The organism is Brotaphodocola sp., from assembly GCF_050873065.1.
Taxonomy (GTDB): Bacteria; Bacillota; Clostridia; order Lachnospirales; family Lachnospiraceae; genus Brotaphodocola.
In genome coordinates, this window is the sequence record NZ_JBNMIC010000011.1 from 47462 (window position 1) to 63781 (window position 16320).

The 16320-nt window shown below is 46.6% G+C and carries 11 protein-coding genes and 1 pseudogene; 11 read left to right on the plus strand and 1 reads right to left on the minus strand.

Translation table 11 applies throughout. The annotated features are described in order from the left end of the window. Positions 1 to 190 precede the first annotated feature (190 nt). The 11 genes and pseudogenes from ACR0QE_RS04955 to ACR0QE_RS05005 all read left to right on the plus strand — a co-directional run. Positions 191 to 3391 (plus strand): phage tail protein, encoded by a 3201-nt coding sequence (locus ACR0QE_RS04955; RefSeq protein ID WP_432627256.1) that lies wholly within the window; start codon positions 191 to 193, stop codon positions 3389 to 3391. A gap of 16 nt (positions 3392 to 3407) precedes the next feature. Then, on the plus strand, positions 3408 to 3785 hold the full coding sequence (locus ACR0QE_RS04960; protein WP_432627257.1) for a hypothetical protein: 378 nt from the start codon (positions 3408 to 3410) through the stop codon (positions 3783 to 3785). Beyond that, positions 3785 to 6010 (plus strand): hypothetical protein, encoded by a 2226-nt coding sequence (locus ACR0QE_RS04965; protein WP_432627258.1) that lies wholly within the window; start codon positions 3785 to 3787, stop codon positions 6008 to 6010. The genes ACR0QE_RS04960 and ACR0QE_RS04965 overlap by 1 nt, the downstream gene beginning before the upstream one ends. After that, positions 5967 to 6401, plus strand: coding sequence for a hypothetical protein (locus ACR0QE_RS04970; protein WP_432627259.1), 435 nt, complete (start codon positions 5967 to 5969; stop codon positions 6399 to 6401). Before ACR0QE_RS04965 ends, ACR0QE_RS04970 begins: the two co-directional genes overlap by 44 nt. Beyond that, the gene (locus ACR0QE_RS04975) at positions 6402 to 7790 is read left to right on the plus strand and encodes a hypothetical protein (RefSeq protein ID WP_432627260.1); all 1389 of its coding nucleotides are present in this window, start codon (positions 6402 to 6404) and stop codon (positions 7788 to 7790) included. It begins immediately after the preceding gene. A gap of 53 nt (positions 7791 to 7843) precedes the next feature. Next, positions 7844 to 8047, plus strand: a complete 204-nt coding sequence (locus ACR0QE_RS04980; RefSeq protein ID WP_432627261.1) for a hypothetical protein — start codon at positions 7844 to 7846, stop codon at positions 8045 to 8047. A 14-nt stretch (positions 8048 to 8061) separates the two neighbouring features. Next, on the plus strand, positions 8062 to 9903 hold the full coding sequence (locus tag ACR0QE_RS04985; protein WP_432627262.1) for an Ig-like domain-containing protein: 1842 nt from the start codon (positions 8062 to 8064) through the stop codon (positions 9901 to 9903). A gap of 11 nt (positions 9904 to 9914) precedes the next feature. Then, on the plus strand, positions 9915 to 13325 hold the full coding sequence (locus ACR0QE_RS04990; RefSeq protein ID WP_432627263.1) for a hypothetical protein: 3411 nt from the start codon (positions 9915 to 9917) through the stop codon (positions 13323 to 13325). A gap of 109 nt (positions 13326 to 13434) precedes the next feature. Further along, positions 13435 to 13926, plus strand: coding sequence for a phage holin family protein (locus ACR0QE_RS04995; protein ID WP_432627264.1), 492 nt, complete (start codon positions 13435 to 13437; stop codon positions 13924 to 13926). A 348-nt stretch (positions 13927 to 14274) separates the two neighbouring features. Further along, the gene (locus ACR0QE_RS05000) at positions 14275 to 15045 is read left to right on the plus strand and encodes a M15 family metallopeptidase (protein WP_432627265.1); all 771 of its coding nucleotides are present in this window, start codon (positions 14275 to 14277) and stop codon (positions 15043 to 15045) included. A gap of 76 nt (positions 15046 to 15121) precedes the next feature. Beyond that, positions 15122 to 15661: pseudogene (locus ACR0QE_RS05005) on the plus strand (manganese catalase family protein); the annotation flags it as partial. A 75-nt stretch (positions 15662 to 15736) separates the two neighbouring features. Here the strand turns inward: ACR0QE_RS05005 and ACR0QE_RS05010 are convergent. Further along, complete coding sequence (locus ACR0QE_RS05010; protein WP_432627266.1) at positions 15737 to 16171, minus strand: CBS domain-containing protein; 435 nt, start codon at positions 16169 to 16171, stop codon at positions 15737 to 15739. Between the last annotated feature and the right edge of the window lie 149 nt (positions 16172 to 16320).

The window sequence follows — 16320 nt, forward strand, 5'->3', positions numbered from 1 at the left end:
GGAAAAGTAAAACAGGAAAAGGTTAGATGCCCATATTGCGGGCATCCGGTAAATGCCTATCAATCAGAAGATGCCAAGTGTCAGGGCATCTTTTTTAAGTGCAAAAACAGAGAGTGCAAACGTGTGTTTGAGTTAAAGATTTAAGACGCTGTGCCGATGTGCCTGTCTTAAAAAGGCAGGTGACATTTATATGGCAGATAGTGTTGGTCAGATCGGGTTGGATCTGGTTGTAAATCGGAATAGTTTTGACAGCCAGATGGCAAATATCCAAGGGATAGCCAAAAAGGCGGGCGCAGCACTTGCAGCAGCATTTACGACAAAAAAGATTTTAGATTTTGGTGCAAGCTGTATTGAGTTAGGTTCTGATCTTGCGGAAGTGCAGAATGTGGTGGACGTTACGTTCACGCACATGAGCAAGCAGGTGGATCAGTTCGCCCAGAATGCCGCGACGCAATTCGGATTGTCGGAGACGATGGCGAAGCAGTTTGCCGGAACCTTCGGTGCAATGGCGAAGGCATTCGGCTTCAACGAAAAATCTGCTTACGAGATGTCTACGACCCTGACCGGTCTGGCAGGTGATGTGGCATCTTTCTACAACATCAGCCAGGACGAAGCATACACAAAGTTGAAATCTGTGTTCACCGGTGAGACGGAGAGCTTGAAAGATCTCGGTATTGTCATGACGCAGACTGCGCTTGATAGTTATGCTTTGGCGAACGGATTTGGCAAGACCACGGCGAAAATGTCCGAAATGGAAAAGGTCGCCCTGCGATACCAGTTCGTTCAGAGTCAGCTCACAACGGCAGCAGGCGATTTCTCTCGAACTTCGGACGGTTGGGCGAATCAGGTTCGTATTCTTCAGTTACAATTTGATAGCCTGAAGGCAACGATCGGACAAGGACTCATCGCAGCACTTTCGCCGGTGATCCATGTTATCAATGCAGTTATTGGAAAGATTCTGAGTCTGGCAAATGCAATCAAGGCACTTGCTTCTCTGCTCTCAAAGGGCAAAGGAGCATCGTCGTCCGCTTCTGCCGGACTGGAATCTGTTGCGAAGTCAGCAGACAAAGCCGGTTCATCAGCGAGTGGTGCAGGCAACAGCGCGAAGAAAGCTGCGAAGGACATGAAGAGTGTCACGAGCAGTCTGGACGAGTTACACATCATCGATCAGTCTTCTTCTGGAAGTGGTGGCTCGGGAAGTGGCGGAGATGGTGGCGGTGGAGGATATGAAGCCGATGACTTTGATATGGGATCGCTCGATGATGGCGTATCTGAAATCGATAGTCGGCTTCAGGCGATTGCCGATAAAATTGCAGAACTGAAAGAGTCATTTGCGCAGGGATTCTGGGAAGGTTTGGGAGATACTTCTGTTTTCGATGACATCCAGAACCACATCGCCGGAATCCAGAAGAGTTTAGGAGAGATTTTTACAGACTCCGAGGTCCTTCAGGCAGCAGATCGTTTTGGAAATACATTCATGCGCAGCCTTGGAGAAGTTGCGGGATCGGTAGCGTCGATTGGACTCACGATCGCAGACAATCTTCTTGGCGGAATGGATCTGTATTTACAGCAGAATACAGGGCGGATCAAGAAATACATCACGGATATGTTCGATATTGGAAGCGACATATCTACGATCATCGGAAAGTTTTCTGTTGCGGTTGCAGAGATCTTCTCTGTGTTCCGGAGCGATTCAGCAAAGCAGGCAACGGCAGATATTATAAAAATATTTACTGATGCCACGATGGGAATAACAGAACTCGGAGCGAAGTTTGGACGAGATATTCTGGAATTATTTACAGCGCCGATAGTAAATAATTCTGAACAAATTAAAAATGTCCTCAACGGACTTTTGGAGATTTTTGAAAATGTTTTAAACACATTTTCTCAAACTTTTGAGCATGCAATTGATGGTATTTTAAAACTTTATGATGAGCATGTTCATCCGTTGATGCAATCATTTACAGATGGAATTTCTGAATTACGAAAAATATGGTTGGAATGTTTTGAAACTTATATTTTGCCAGTACTTGAAGATGCTGGAGAAAAATTTGCGATTTTTGCGCAGCAACATTTACAGCCATGCATTGATAAGTTTTTGGAATTTTCCAGCAAAGCGATAGATGCCATAAAAAAATTATGGGAAGGTGTTTTACAACCCTTTATTGCATGGTTTATTCAGAATATTTTTCCAGGTATTGCACAAGGGCTTCAAAAGGCTATTGATTATTTCTTTATTTTCTTGAACGGGGTCACTGATGTAATAAGCGGTGCATTAGAGGTATTAAGCGGATTAATAGATTTTGTGGTTGGAGTTTTTACAGGAGATTGGAGTACTGCTTGGAATGGTATTAAAGAGATATTGCGTGGCATTTGGGATATAATGAAAGCCATTGTAAGTACTATTTTTGATGCAATCAAGGAACGTATTTTTTCAATTTTAATTTCAATTTCACAAGATTGGATACAGAAGTGGAATGCAATTAAAGAATTTATTTCTACGCTTTGGGAAACAATAAGAAATTTAGCTTCTGAGAAGTTCGAGGCAATCCGCGACAAATTATCCGAGATCTGGGACACTGTAAAATCCACAATCGAAGAAAAGTGGAATGCGATCAAATCATGGTTCGATGAAATCTGGCAGAAGATCAAAGATGTGTTTAAGCCCGACGAGATGCTGGAGATCGGAAAAAATATTATGAATAAGCTCTGGAGTGGCATGAAGGAAATCTGGGAGAGTATTACCGGATGGCTGGATGGCATTGCAGATAAGATAAGTAATACATTTAATTCCGTGATCGACAAGGCGAAGAGTACATTCAAGAGATCGAAGGAGGAAGCGGAAGCCGATGATGATGAGGGCGTACAGTCCACAGGAACGATAACGTCTGGACGTGGTTCGTCATCCGGTGGTCCGGGTGTAACGGGTCGTGCATCGGGTGGCTTTCCGGCATCCGGAGAGATGTTCGTTGCACGAGAAAATGGCACTCCGGAGATGATTGGTCGCTGGGGCGGTCGCGCGGCGGTTGCGAATAATCAGCAGATCACGCAGGGAATCACGCAGGCGGTACAGACTGGCATGCGCTCTTGCATGGCTCCGCTGGTGGCAACAATGTCCACCATAGCGCAGAATGCAACTCCGCAACTGGCAACGATGGGATCGCCTGCGTCGGCATATCGGCAGGAAGACTACAGATTGCAGGGCATGCTGGATCGCGTTCTTATGGCTTCAGGTTCTGCGAGTGGTGATCAGCTTGCGATTGTGATCGAACTGTTGAGGAAGATAATCGAGCTACTGGAAAATTTCGATTTGGTTGTCAATATCGACACCAGAGAGCTTCGGAAGAAGTTGAAAGATTTGGAGAAACGTTCAGGAATACAGTTTGACTAAAAAAGGAGGCGGGGAGATGGCATTTATAACGATCAACGGGCAGGAATTCCCTGCCCCTGATAATGAATGGGAGCTGATTACATACACCAATGTAACTTCCGGACGAAATGCGCAGGGCGAGTTCATCGGAGACAGGGTTGGACGAGATCAGTACAAGGTAAATAACTTGCAGTGGTCATGGCTTCCAGCAGAGACGTGGGCGCAGATGTGTCAGGCGTTTTCGGCTTTTGTGGTAACAGCCACAATTTGGGATCAGGTTCACAATGACTGGATGAGCATTCAGATTTATCCGGGAGATCGAAGCGCTTCCGGAGGAATCAATGACGCAGATCAGAGGCCCATTCTATATAAGTTATGCAAGGTCAATATTATTGATTGTGGGGTGATTGGATAATGCAGGAGGCGAGTGAAGCATACAAGCAAGCCATGACACAGCAGTGTCGAGATCAATTTTATATGTATGTGACCATCGGTGTTATCAATCAGATTGCGCAGAATAAGGCTTATGCATCACCGCGGGGAAGATATTCCGCAATGTCGAATCTGGAAAAGCCATTCCAGAACTACGATCGAGAATACACCTACGCCACTCTGGAAGAAAACTTCTTCCGGTTGGATGGAAAAATGCTGTTTCTTCCGCGAAATGGACCGTATTTCAATCAGGGTATCGTGACAGAGAAAAATCAGGGCAGCATTTCAATCTTATTTAAGGAAGGGCCATATGACATAAAAGGATTGACCATCGAGTTTGGAGAAGCGTATCCGGAAAACTTTCTGATTATGTCGGACAACCAGAGCGTGTCTGTATCAGGGAATACAAGCGGGCATTTTGTGACGGATAAAGTTTTCGAGAAAGCAACTTACATCACGATCCGCCCGACAAAAATGGTCAACGGGCAGGGACGACTCCGGATCTTGAAAATGAGCATGGGAGTTGGAATAAACTTTACGAACCGACAGATCAAGACCAGCACAAAAAAAGAGTTCCTGTCATGGGTATCGGCGGAGCTTCCAACGACCGATCTGAATCTTACTGTAAAAAATGAAGATCGCCGTTTTGATGTAGAAAACGAAGATTCTACGCTGAATTTCTTGGAGATCGGGCAAAAGGTAGAAGTAAGCTATGGCGCCACACTGCCAAATGGAGAGATCGAGCATTTCTCCGGAACAACGTTGCTACTGGATTCATGGAAGGCGAGCGATGACGAAGTGAGCTTTGTGGCAAAGGATGTGGTCGCTTCTCTGAATGATACCTATTACTGGGGAACATATGGGACTACGAATTTGTATGACCTTGCTGTGGCGGTGTTTGAGGATGCGGGACTGGATGAGCGCGAGTACAGCATAGACAGTTATTTGCGGAATGTGGAAGTGTGCAATCCGCTTCCTGTGGCGACGCATGCAGAGTGTCTTCAGATCATTGCCAATGCTGGGCGAGCGATTCTTGTCGTGGATCGTACCGGCACGATCCATTTGAAAGCCGGATTTACGACCGTAATTTCTCCGGAAAAGATGGTAGTGACCGGAAAGAATGTTGCAAGGTGGTCGAATCCGCAAAGCGTTGTACTGGCAGATCCGAAGTATGCTTATGGCATACTCTGGACGGATTATTTTCGTGTAGACGGTGGAATGTATTTCTTGCCACGGGGAAGTAACTACCTAAATGAGGGATATGTAAGTGCAGACATTGCAGATTCTTCTGGAAAATTCGCAACTCCGCCGAGCTTTACCGTAGATCTGGAAGCATCGTTTAAATATTACGGACTATCGATCGAGTTTGGCGGAAATCCGCCGACGAAGATGCAGATCCGGACGTATCTGGATGGAGAAGTGCAGGAGACGTATACGCACACAGCGATCCAGAAGATCACGAATGTGCAGCACGATTTTCCTCTGTTCGATCAAATTGAATTTCTCTTTCCGGAGGGCAAGGCGGGGAATGGCGTGATCGTCCGGCATGTGGGATTCGGAGATGTCACAGACTTTTCGATTACATACAAGACAATGACGGATACCCCAACCGGAGCCAGAACGACGCTCTACAAGAATCTGAAAGTGACAATGACCAAATACTCAGAATCATCGGAAGCGGAAAAGGAACTCTATAAGGATACTGCGGTAGGTGGACAGGTAGTGGACTGTTATCTCAATACGGCATCATATGGATTCTCTGTAAATTATGGAAAGATCACGAGATCTTCTGCATATGCAGTGCGAGTGGACTTATCTGGGATTTCCGGAAGCGTGGAGCTTATCGTAACAGGAAAGGAATATCTGCAAAACGAAAGCACCTACGATCTTCCGCTCAACACAACCGGAGAGACGAAGACGTGGAGCAATGCGCTGATCAGCGATCAGGAGCATGCAGGGACGGTGGCAGAATGGATCGGGAATTACCTGAATAACAATATCGAATATGAGGTGCCATATCGGGGAGATTTCCGTCCGGATGCCGGAGATATTATCTTCCTTCAGGGGCACAAGACAGATCGAATGCAGGTGTTTTTGGAGGAGAATAACCTATCTTTTTCTTCTGGAAAGTTATCTGGAGATGTGAAAGCAAGGAGGGCGATAGATGGCACGGACGCAAGCAAAAACGGACTGGGCAGGAGGTTATGATTCAGCCGGAAATTATATAGGGGATTATTTTAATGCAGAGGATTACAACTGGATAAAAAATTATATTGTGGTGATTAGAAATCTTGCAGTACAGATGTATCCCGAATTTTCAATACAAGATATGGGGGAAGATAAGAATGTTGGCGACTACATCTATGCGGATGAGATAAATCTTCTGGAAAATAATCTTGATACACTCTGCAAAAATACAATTCCAAGTTTAGCAGGCAAGAAAAAAAGTTACTACGAAAATACGGCAACTATTGATTTTACTGAACTTAACAGAATTGAGAAATGCTGTTTGGATTTGTGGAATTGCATGATGAATCAATATCTCACGGGACGCTATAAATTGGCATTTCGGTTGGGAACAGGAAGGAGTGAATTCTAATTGGCATTAAAGACAGATTATAAAGATGCTGCGTGGTCTGGCGATAGGCTGTACAAGATCACGGATGCGGGAAGCGGAAAAAGCACGATCGAGGATGTGACGAGCTATACAGTTTCCGGAGACAGTTTTGGAGCAAAGGATATCAATGCCACGAATAAGGCTGTGAATGATTTGCTCGACAAGATGACAACGCTGGGAAAATCTGTGAGTGATGGAAAGACGCTTGTAGCCGCAGCCATCACGGCAAAGAAAGTTGCGGCTACGGCATCGGACAGTTTTGCGACGCTGGCGGAGAAGATCGGGCAGATCGTTCTCGGCTCCGGAAATGCAACGGCAGCAGACGTCCTGAAGGGCAAGACCTTCACAAACAGCGGTGGTGTCGAACTGGCCGGAACAATGCCGGATCACAGTGCGAAGGATTCGCTGGGCGGGATTAATTCCACTTATCCGAACGTGCCAATTCACAAAGGTACTTATGGGCAGTTCTGCACGCCGACAGGGGGATCGGAAAGGTTGTTCGCGGTGCGGCCAGACAAGGGATACTGGAATGGAGATACTTATGTGGCAGCACCGGCGACAACGAAGACAGTTACGCCATCAACGGCGCAGCAGACAGCGTATCCAGATTCTGGTGGTGTGCTGGAAAAAGTTGTTGTGGGAGCGATCCCGAACCAGCGCGGGCAGAGCCAGAAATCTGCGAAGTGCTATACATACAAGCACACAGATGGAGTTACCTATCTCGTTAACTGGCTTCTGGCCGGATGGTACAGTGCGTGGCAGCCTACATCTGGAGGCACAGCAACATACGCAGAAGTATGGACGAAGCAAGCAGATGTGGCGAGTGCGCTTGGGATTACCGCAAACAAGATCAAGAAAGGTACTACCATCTGCGGAATTACCGGCACATGGGAGGGATATGTAGCCGGAAATGGAGATCTCTACAACAAGGGTGCGCTGGGGCTGGGCGGTGGATTTACAGCCATTCCATATTACGGCGATTCGGAGTCTGGTGCAGCAGGCTATATGAAGGGGGCAGGTGCGCTTTCCTATGATGCTGCGCAAATGCGAGTGGATGGATGCACGGTCTGCCTGACTTCCAATCAGGCTGTTAATTTATCCGCATATAGTAAGTTGAATGTGACCTTCAGATGGAACAAGGGAACAAATAATTTCCGTATGCAGGCAACCTATAATAAACCGGGTTGTCTGTACGGAGCGTCAAATAACGTTGCTGCATCCGTAGCAACAAGCGGAGCAAATAATCAGGCAGTTACCGCATCGCTTGATATTTCAAGTATAAATGCGAATTGCTACATTTCTTTTGGATGTATTTCAGGAAATAGTAATGGTGATGCACAGATGCTTATTGATCGAGTATGGCTGAGTTAATCACTTCCCAAAGAGGAAGATGAAATAAAAAACAGGAAAGGAAGAAAATGATTATGAAGAGAAGCAAAAAATACAGCGGAGTAAACGTAGCATACGGACCGGCGACTGGTGTTCAGACTCCGGAGCCGAAGAATGAGGTCCTGAGCAAGGGCAAGGAGCATGAATACACCGGTGATTCCACTCCGGGCACGACCAACGGACTGCATCCGGATCATGTCGCAGGCGGTCCGGGACACAAGGAGTGCAAGCACGAGTAATAGGAGGAAGACCTATGTCATTTCAGGGAACTACACAGGAAATAACGCTTAATATGTACGGTGCCCCATCTGAGGGGCGCTATGTAGAGGTACAGCAGGGAGACACAAGTTCCAGAACAGTGCGCTTCTACCTCAAAACCTTTGGCGATGCGGAGTTCGCAATTCCGCCGGGTGCATCTGTACAGCTGTGTGTAAGCAGGACAGACAAGAAAACAGTTGTCTGCGATGGAACAGTGGAGAAGGAGGGCGGTAACTCCGTACTCGTAACACTCCTGCCGGAAGCCTGCGCCTGTGCCGGAAAGCAGGCGGCGCAGTTGTGCATCTACTCACAGGATGGAGACATTCGATCGCAGATTTTCTATCTCCGTGCTCCGGAAGCAGTCTACAAGAAAGGCACTGTAAACCCATCGGATGATGACGAGGAGACGTCCGGACTTTCCAAAGAAGAGAAGGATCTGCTTCTGACTCTCCTGAAGAGCGCGGCATACACTTCAGATGAGATGGAAGGCGCTTACAATGCATTGAAGGACATCTGGAACGCGAAGCCGGCAGAAAAGGTGTATTACACAGTGACGAATGCTCTGAGCAATGTGATCAACTCTAGTTCAGCGACTTCGGTGAGAGAGGGAAGTGTTTACGGCGCAGTTCTGACACCGGTGGAAGGCTATACGATGGGATCTGTCAAGATTACGATGGGCGATGAGGATATCACGTCCACTGCGTACACGGCATCCAGTGGAGCGATCCGGATCAGCGCGGTTACTGGGAATATTGTGATCACTGCAACGGCGATGAAGAAGTCACAGAACGTGGCTGTGCAGAGTGTTACTCTGGATAAGCAGACAGCTTCCCTCATAGTTGGTGGAAGCCTTACGTTAAAGGCAACCGTACTGCCGGCAGATGCAACCGACAAGACTGTGAAGTGGACAAGCAGTAGTTCGGTAGCAACAGTCTCTGACGGCACAGTTAAGGCAGTCTCTGTGGGATCGGCGGAGATTACGGCGACAGCCGGAGAGAAAAGCGCAACCTGCAAGATCACGATTGCAGAAGCGACCGTGGCAGTGCAGTCTGTGAGCTTCGCGCAGACATCCGGAAGTTTGGAGATCGGCAAAAGCCTGACTCTTGTGCCGGTGATCACACCGAGCAATGCGACAGATAAGACCGTAACGTGGAAGAGTAGCAAACCGGCAGTGGCAAGCGTGGAGGGCGGTTTGGTCAAGGCGCTTACAGCTGGATCAGCAGACATCACGGCAACAGCAGGCGGAAAGACCGCAACGTATGCTCTTACTGTTCCGGAAGCAACGGTCGAGGATGAAACTCTGGTGTACAGCCTGCCGGACGAGACTGTTTTCGAGCCGAGTGCAGAAAGGTATATCGATACGGGTGTAAAGTTGTTTGAGAGCATCGAAGAGAAGCCGAGTTGGACAATACTGATGGAAGTGCAGTATGGAGATAACGCCGTAGCCGCTTCTGACACATATTGCCTTGCGCATTGCATGAATGAGAGCAGCCCGTGGCCGGGATTAAGTATTTCTGCATGGGCGGATGGCGCACTTGGTGTGAATGTATATGGTGGAAAGTCGCAGTTCGGCACAATGACGAAGCTGAAAGCGCAGAAACGCAAGCTGGCACTTAAGCTGGAAGGCACAACTGGTACAAGGTGGAATGTGGATGGAACTTCTGCAACGTTTTCTATTTCCAATTACAATACAGCTGTGGATAAGACGCTCATTTTGGGTGCGTATCAGACTTCCGATGGGGAAAAAGGACGTTATTTTGATGGTACATTATTCCAGTTCCTTGTGTACAAAAAAGCGATGAGCGATGAGGACATTACGGCATGGCTGAATGAGTAAGGAGGTCGAACGTGGGAATTTATAATATTTATGGTGCGCAGATTTTTGGTGGTTCCGGAACCGATAGTGTAGGTATCGCTGGCGCTGTCGGCGACGGAATTACAGACGACACCAAAGCACTTACAACCGCGTTGAGCCAGAGCAATGCGGTTGTGGACGGTGGAAACAAGAAATACAAATACATGTCCATTGAGATTAGCGGCGTTGAGAATTTGACCGTCCGAAATGTAATTTTCTGGAAAGGACAGAGAATAGAAGTTGCTGGTTGCAAGAACATCCGTTTTGAGCACTGCACATGGGAAGGTATCAACTGCAATGGCGATTCCGAGATCTGGACTTATGGTATCCGTCTGCGTGAGCGGACGGATGAGTCTGGCAATGAGATTTGGTGTGAAAATGTATGGATTGAAAACTGCGTATTCCGTGACATTTGGTACAATCCTTCTGTCAACAACGGCAGACCGACGGATGTTACAGGACAGGCTATTTTACCGCGCAGTGTTCACAATCTTTACATTCACCACAATTTCTTCACGCAGGTCAAAGGCAATGCTTGCATTCATTGGAACAGTTACAAGAAAAATGGCTATGCAGAAGTTACAGATAACACGTTCTACTTAAATGCTTATGGTGGCATCTGTGTCTATGCAGTCCAGCAACAGTTTCCGAAGGTCAAGGGCAGAGTATGCAACAATCAGTTCATCGGCTGTGGGCTTGGCTATCTTCCGCCGGAATTTATCAACAGCTTCCCAGAGAACCAGAGAGGTCTGGGCTGTGCAGGTTTGTTGGGTGGTGCTGGCACAAGAGCAGCACCTTATAAATGGCATTTCATCTGCGAGAATAATGTTTTTGAGGACTGTGTGGAATCTAGCATCGAGGGTCCTGTATGGAATCCATGTATCGCTAACAGCATCACCGGTCAGGGCGCAGCACAGACAGAAGAGAACTGTCGCCTGATGGAAGAAAAGTATCATCTGGACTACAAGTTACAGGTGCGTATCATCAATTCGGTCAATTTTATCTACCGAAATTATTACCGAGATGTGGATGGTAGTTTTCCGAACGATGACGCTGAACCTATCGTATTTGCAAACAACACGATGGGCATTGCCTATGTGCCGCGCCAAAGCTACATCCAGTTCAAGGGAGAGTACAATGTGCCATTTGTTTTTACTGGAAATGTCATGCGTACGGGGCAACCACATAGTATTGACACGCATTTTCTGGGCTGCACTTTCCATGCTGACATCCGGTTTGAAAATAATGACGGAATTTACCCATATTTTAACGGCTGCACTTTTGAGGGAAATGTTATTCTGGACGATATGCAGAGTGCATACAAATCAGATTTTACGAAGTGCAATTTGATTACAAACCGAAGTAGAGGGCGTTTCTTGGAGACAGAATTCTCCATGTTTGATCCAGCAAAAGCAATCCTTGAAAACGATCAGGCGACCACGGAGGATGGAATAGCAACCTTGACATCTTATGATATCCCAGAAGAAATTGAAATCCCAACCGACACAGCGTATGACATCCGATCAGCAGATGGGTACGTCGCAGAACAAGGATATGTTTTTCCCGGACCAACAGAGCACAAGCATATTGATACGGGCATCCAGCTCTTGAAGGACGGCGGAGACTGGACAATCTTCTTGAAGTTTACTGGAAGCGAGACAACAGAGATTCCATCCGGAAAATCTGGAATCATGGCACTGTTTACGGTCTACGACGAGGATTCTGACAGCAACCGCCTTCTCACTGGTGGTCAGTGGGCGAATGTCGCTACTGTCGTAAAACCGAATTCGAGCGTTGTTTCACTGGACACAAAGACCAAATATACGCTGAAAGATCTGAAGCTCCTGATGCGTAAAAAGGGAAGCAAGATCGAAACGTGGTTGATGAGAAAGGACGCTGATGCAGATGATCTTACGCGAAATTTGACAGCATATGATATTCAGGACAGCGATGATTTGAATGGTTTCTCTGGAAATCTGTATGTAGGTGTACAGCAGAATTATCTCGACAGTGATATGTATTCTCTTCTGGGAACTATGGAAGAATTTGAGGTGTTCCAGAGAGCTGTGAGCAATGCAGAGGCAGGAATGTTGCTGTACGGAAAGGTATTGGAATCTTCTGATAACGCTGAAGAAGTTACACCTATTTACGACATCACTTCGGATCAGCATTACGATTCCGAAGAAAGTGCAGTAGTGTTCGACGGAACGTTCGGCATCGACACAGGGGTGGAGTTATTTGCAGACAGTTCGGATTTCACTGTAATTGCGCGCTTTGAGCTGGAAAACTATCACGACGAAGGGCTGACAAATTTCAACTTTATTCCGGTTTTGAGTGCAATGAATTACGCAGAGGATAAAAAGAAGAGTCCCGGATTTGATATTGGACTTTCATTACAAGGTGGAGGTGGAGGCAATGATCTGGATGCTGTTCCAACAGGCGGTTTCATAACGATCAGAAACTCTTGGAAGTTTAGCAATTCTGCGTTGATTGAGAGTTCTTATTTTGCTTATCACGGACATGATTATGGCGTAATTATCATGAGAAAAAACGGCGTATTGAGTTTTTATGATTTCAATATGCAGAAATTCACAACTATTAGTGGATCGGATGCTGACACTGTTTTCAATGGCACGTTACATATTGGAGAGAATATGGTTGCGCCAACGCTTGCCGGTAACAATAAACTCAAAGGAAAAGTTTTTGAGTGTAAAATCTACAAGGAAGCACTCAGCACTATCGTTCTGGAAAATATGTTTCCAAATCTGTACTCGAACGAGAAACGTACAAAAGGAACCTTATGCTGTTATGTGCCAAACCAGCGCTATGAGAACCATCTGATCCGCTACATCTATTTGGAAGCATACATCGACATGGGTGACTATGCTACACCAGAATATGCAGGAAAATATCCGAAGGCGGTCGGGGTTAAAATCGATGGAATCGGGGATGTGATCTGGGTTGGAACCGGCTCCAATGGGCATATCAAGACGTGGATTTACAGCAACAAGACGATTAAGCCTTACAAGAATCTTGCTGTTCGGATCGTAAACACCGGACTGTGCCCGAAGCTGAAGGCGAAAGTTCTTGCGTTCCGCTGCGCGATCCTGACAGAGAAGAGTGATGCTGTGGAATCCGTAGACGCATTGGATTTTAGCGTAGAGTGGGAGAAAGAAGATCTCACCGTTGTCGTAGGCGAGACGATAACCGGACATGTGAGTTGGCTTCCGGAAGGCTCCAACAGTGGAACAACACTGGCTCTTGTAGCATCGGAAGGCATCACAGCGACGTTCGTGGACGATTTGCTTACCGTCACCGGAGTGACAGAGGGCGAGGCAACATTGGAGGCGACACTGCCGTCTGGTGTGCAGAAACTGTATAGTATACAGGTGACAACAGCATAAAAAGAAAGCACCCGAATCCACAGGCAAACGGATTTTCGGGTGCTTTTAAATATAGAAATTTTCTTTCGTAAAATTATATCACGTTTTATGGAAGGAGACAAACGAAAAGATGAAAAGGAGCACATGCATGACAATTCAGATGTTTGCGGCCGGAGCGGTCGCATACCTCAGCGAGAAGCTGGGGATTTCCTTTTATTTACTCAGTGTTTTGCTGGTTTTGATGGCGATCGATTATTTTACCGGAATGGCAGCCTCTGCCGTGGAGGCACTGGATCATCCTGGGGATAACGGTTATGGTTGGAGTAGCAAGAAGGGCGCCAAAGGAATCGCGAAGAAAGTAGCTTATCTGTGTGTGATCGCTGTGGCGGTGAGCGTCGATTGCTTGATCGTAAGGGCATCGGGGGAGCTTGGAATCGTTCCGCCGTCAAAAGCAATGTTTAGCTTACTGGCGACAGCTTGGTATATTCTGAACGAAACTCTTTCCATTACGGAAAATGCAGGTCGCATGGGTGCGCCGGTTCCGGAGTGGCTTGTGAAATACATTGCGGTCCTGAAGGACAAAATTGACGGAAAGAATATCGATATAGTAGAAAATAAGTAGAATACTGACGGAAAATATGATATGCTGTAGAAGCTGTCGAACCTCCAGCAGAAAGGAGGTGAATGTCGCATGCTAGAATTAATCACCACATTTCTTGTCCCTATCGTAGCAAACGTAGTTAGCTACTACATATGCAAATGGTTGGATAAGGACAAATAGGCAGCAACAGCCTAAAACGGAATAGCTCACCGTAACGAGCAAGAAAACCCCAGAGGGCCCTAATCCTCTGGGGTTTTTGCGTCGCATGAGAAACACCACATTTCTTAGCTACCTACATCATATTCTATTTTCTCAAAAATGTCAATATTCCAAAGAACTCCATAAAATAAAAGAAAAGAGGACAAAATTATGCGAGATATTACTTTGTGTCATCCGCGCCTTCAGAAGCTGGCGACAGAGCTGATCCAGAAGTGCGCGGAGCAGGGACTGAAGATCAAGATCGGAGAGACATTCAGAACGGTGGCGGAGCAGGACGCTCTCTACGCTCAGGGACGCACGAAGCCGGGAAAGATTGTAACGAATGCACCAGGGAGCAGTTACAGCTCCTATCACCAGTGGGGAATTGCATTTGACATCTATCGGAACGACGGAAGTGGTGCATATAATGAGTCTGACAAGTTTTTTGACCGTGTTGGGGCAATCGGAGTCGCTCTGGGTCTGGAATGGGGCGGAAACTGGAAGAGCATCGTAGACAAGCCTCATTTTCAGCTGCCAGACTGGGGCAGCAGCACAAGTGGAATTAAGAAATTATACAAGAACCCGGACGAGTTCAAAAAGACTTGGGTTCCGGAGATCGTCAAAACCGGCTGGCAACAGGAGGACGGCGGGTGGCGGTTCTATTATCGGGATGGATCGGGAACCTACGTCAGGAACAACTGGTATCAGGATGGAGAGAGTTGGTACTGGTTTGATGGCGCCGGCATGATGGTGCACGATATTTGGTATCAATACAACAACGCCTGGTATTATCTGGGCGATGATGGAGTGATGCGAACCGGACAGGTTACGGTGGACGGCAAGTGGTACTGCATGGATTCAGAGGGGCGGATGCTCACGGAGCCAATTACTCTCACTCCGGATCAGAATGGTGCGCTTCAGATGCCGGGATTGGCAAAGTAAGAAAGACAGGGCATTATAATAAGAAAAAAATCCGGCGATTTACACCGCCGGAAACAAAGAATATTGTAGGTTTTTACAGTTTGGTGGTCCTGACGGCGAAGCAGGAGCTGCAATGCGTTATCTGAGTCAACGCTATGCAATGCCATATGAGAAGGGAAAGGCAATTCTCACAGATGTTGGAACGGAAGAACTCGGGCACTGGGAGATTATTGCCGCGATTGTTCATCAGCTTACACGAAATCTGACTCCAAAAGAAATTGAGGAATCAGGATTTGGTCCTTACTACATCGACCACACCACAGGAATCTGGCCGCAGTCTGCCGGAGGTGTTCCATTCAATGCCTGTGAATTCCAGTCAAAGGGTGATCCAATCACAGACTTATGCGAGAACCTTGCTGCGGAACAGAAGGCGAGAAGCACGTATGACAACATTCTTCGTCTTGTCAAAGATCCGGAGGTCTGCGATCCGATCCGTTTTCTCAGACAGCGCGAGATTATTCATTTTCAAAGATTCGGTGAAGCCCTTCGCGATGTTCAGGATCATTTAGACTGTCGAAACTTTTATGCATTCAATCCGGCTTTCGATCAAAATCGTGAAAATTCTCTTGCCAAATAAAATTCATAAAATTCTTTTTACAAAGAGCCCATTTTCCTGATTGGAGGAAGATGGGCTTTTTGTAAGTGAATTCCCCTATTTAGCAGATTCTGTAAGTTCTGATTGCTGTTTCTTGGCGTTCTTGTAATAGTAGCTGATAATGTCCTTTCGCGTGATGATGCCGATAAATAATCCCCGGTCATCGACGACCGGAACGAAATTCTGGTTCAGTGCGCGGTCAATCAGGTCTTCCATGTTGGATTTTGCATTGACTGGGCGATAATCCATTCGTCTCTTGATGCAGGTGATCGATACGGACTCTGCCTCTTTCAGATTCAGGTTAAACTGATTCTTGATCCCCCAAAGCAGATCTCCCTCTGTGATGGTTCCCACATAGCTGCCACCCCGTGTGATCAGCGGAACTGCTGAGTATTTGTGATATTCCATCTTCTCGAGCGCCTGACGGATGGAATCATCTTCGTAGATATGAGCGACTTCGCTCTTGGGCGTAAGAAAGAATAAAATGTTCATGAAAAAACTTCTCCTAGTATAATAATGGTGTAGTCAATCAAGACTACTTGGTTAATAAGTTTCTATAAATCAGATAACAGAAGAAGGAATTCTACCTTCATCAGATGTTATCCGTAATAACTATCATGTCTGACGGTTCCTGATAGACA

Bases quoted from the DNA above. Each gene is read 5' to 3' on its own strand.
- ACR0QE_RS04970 (WP_432627259.1), top strand. From the start codon at position 5,967: ATGGCACGGACGCAAGCAAAAACGGACTGGGCAGGAGGTTATGATTCA.
- ACR0QE_RS04955 (WP_432627256.1), top strand. From the start codon at position 191: ATGGCAGATAGTGTTGGTCAGATCGGGTTGGATCTGGTTGTAAATCGG.
- ACR0QE_RS05000 (WP_432627265.1), top strand. From the start codon at position 14,275: ATGCGAGATATTACTTTGTGTCATCCGCGCCTTCAGAAGCTGGCGACA.
- ACR0QE_RS04965 (WP_432627258.1), top strand. From the start codon at position 3,785: ATGCAGGAGGCGAGTGAAGCATACAAGCAAGCCATGACACAGCAGTGT.
- ACR0QE_RS04985 (WP_432627262.1), top strand. From the start codon at position 8,062: ATGTCATTTCAGGGAACTACACAGGAAATAACGCTTAATATGTACGGT.
- ACR0QE_RS04995 (WP_432627264.1), top strand. From the start codon at position 13,435: ATGAAAAGGAGCACATGCATGACAATTCAGATGTTTGCGGCCGGAGCG.
- ACR0QE_RS05010 (WP_432627266.1), bottom strand. From the start codon at position 16,171: ATGAACATTTTATTCTTTCTTACGCCCAAGAGCGAAGTCGCTCATATC.
- ACR0QE_RS04960 (WP_432627257.1), top strand. From the start codon at position 3,408: ATGGCATTTATAACGATCAACGGGCAGGAATTCCCTGCCCCTGATAAT.
- ACR0QE_RS04980 (WP_432627261.1), top strand. From the start codon at position 7,844: ATGAAGAGAAGCAAAAAATACAGCGGAGTAAACGTAGCATACGGACCG.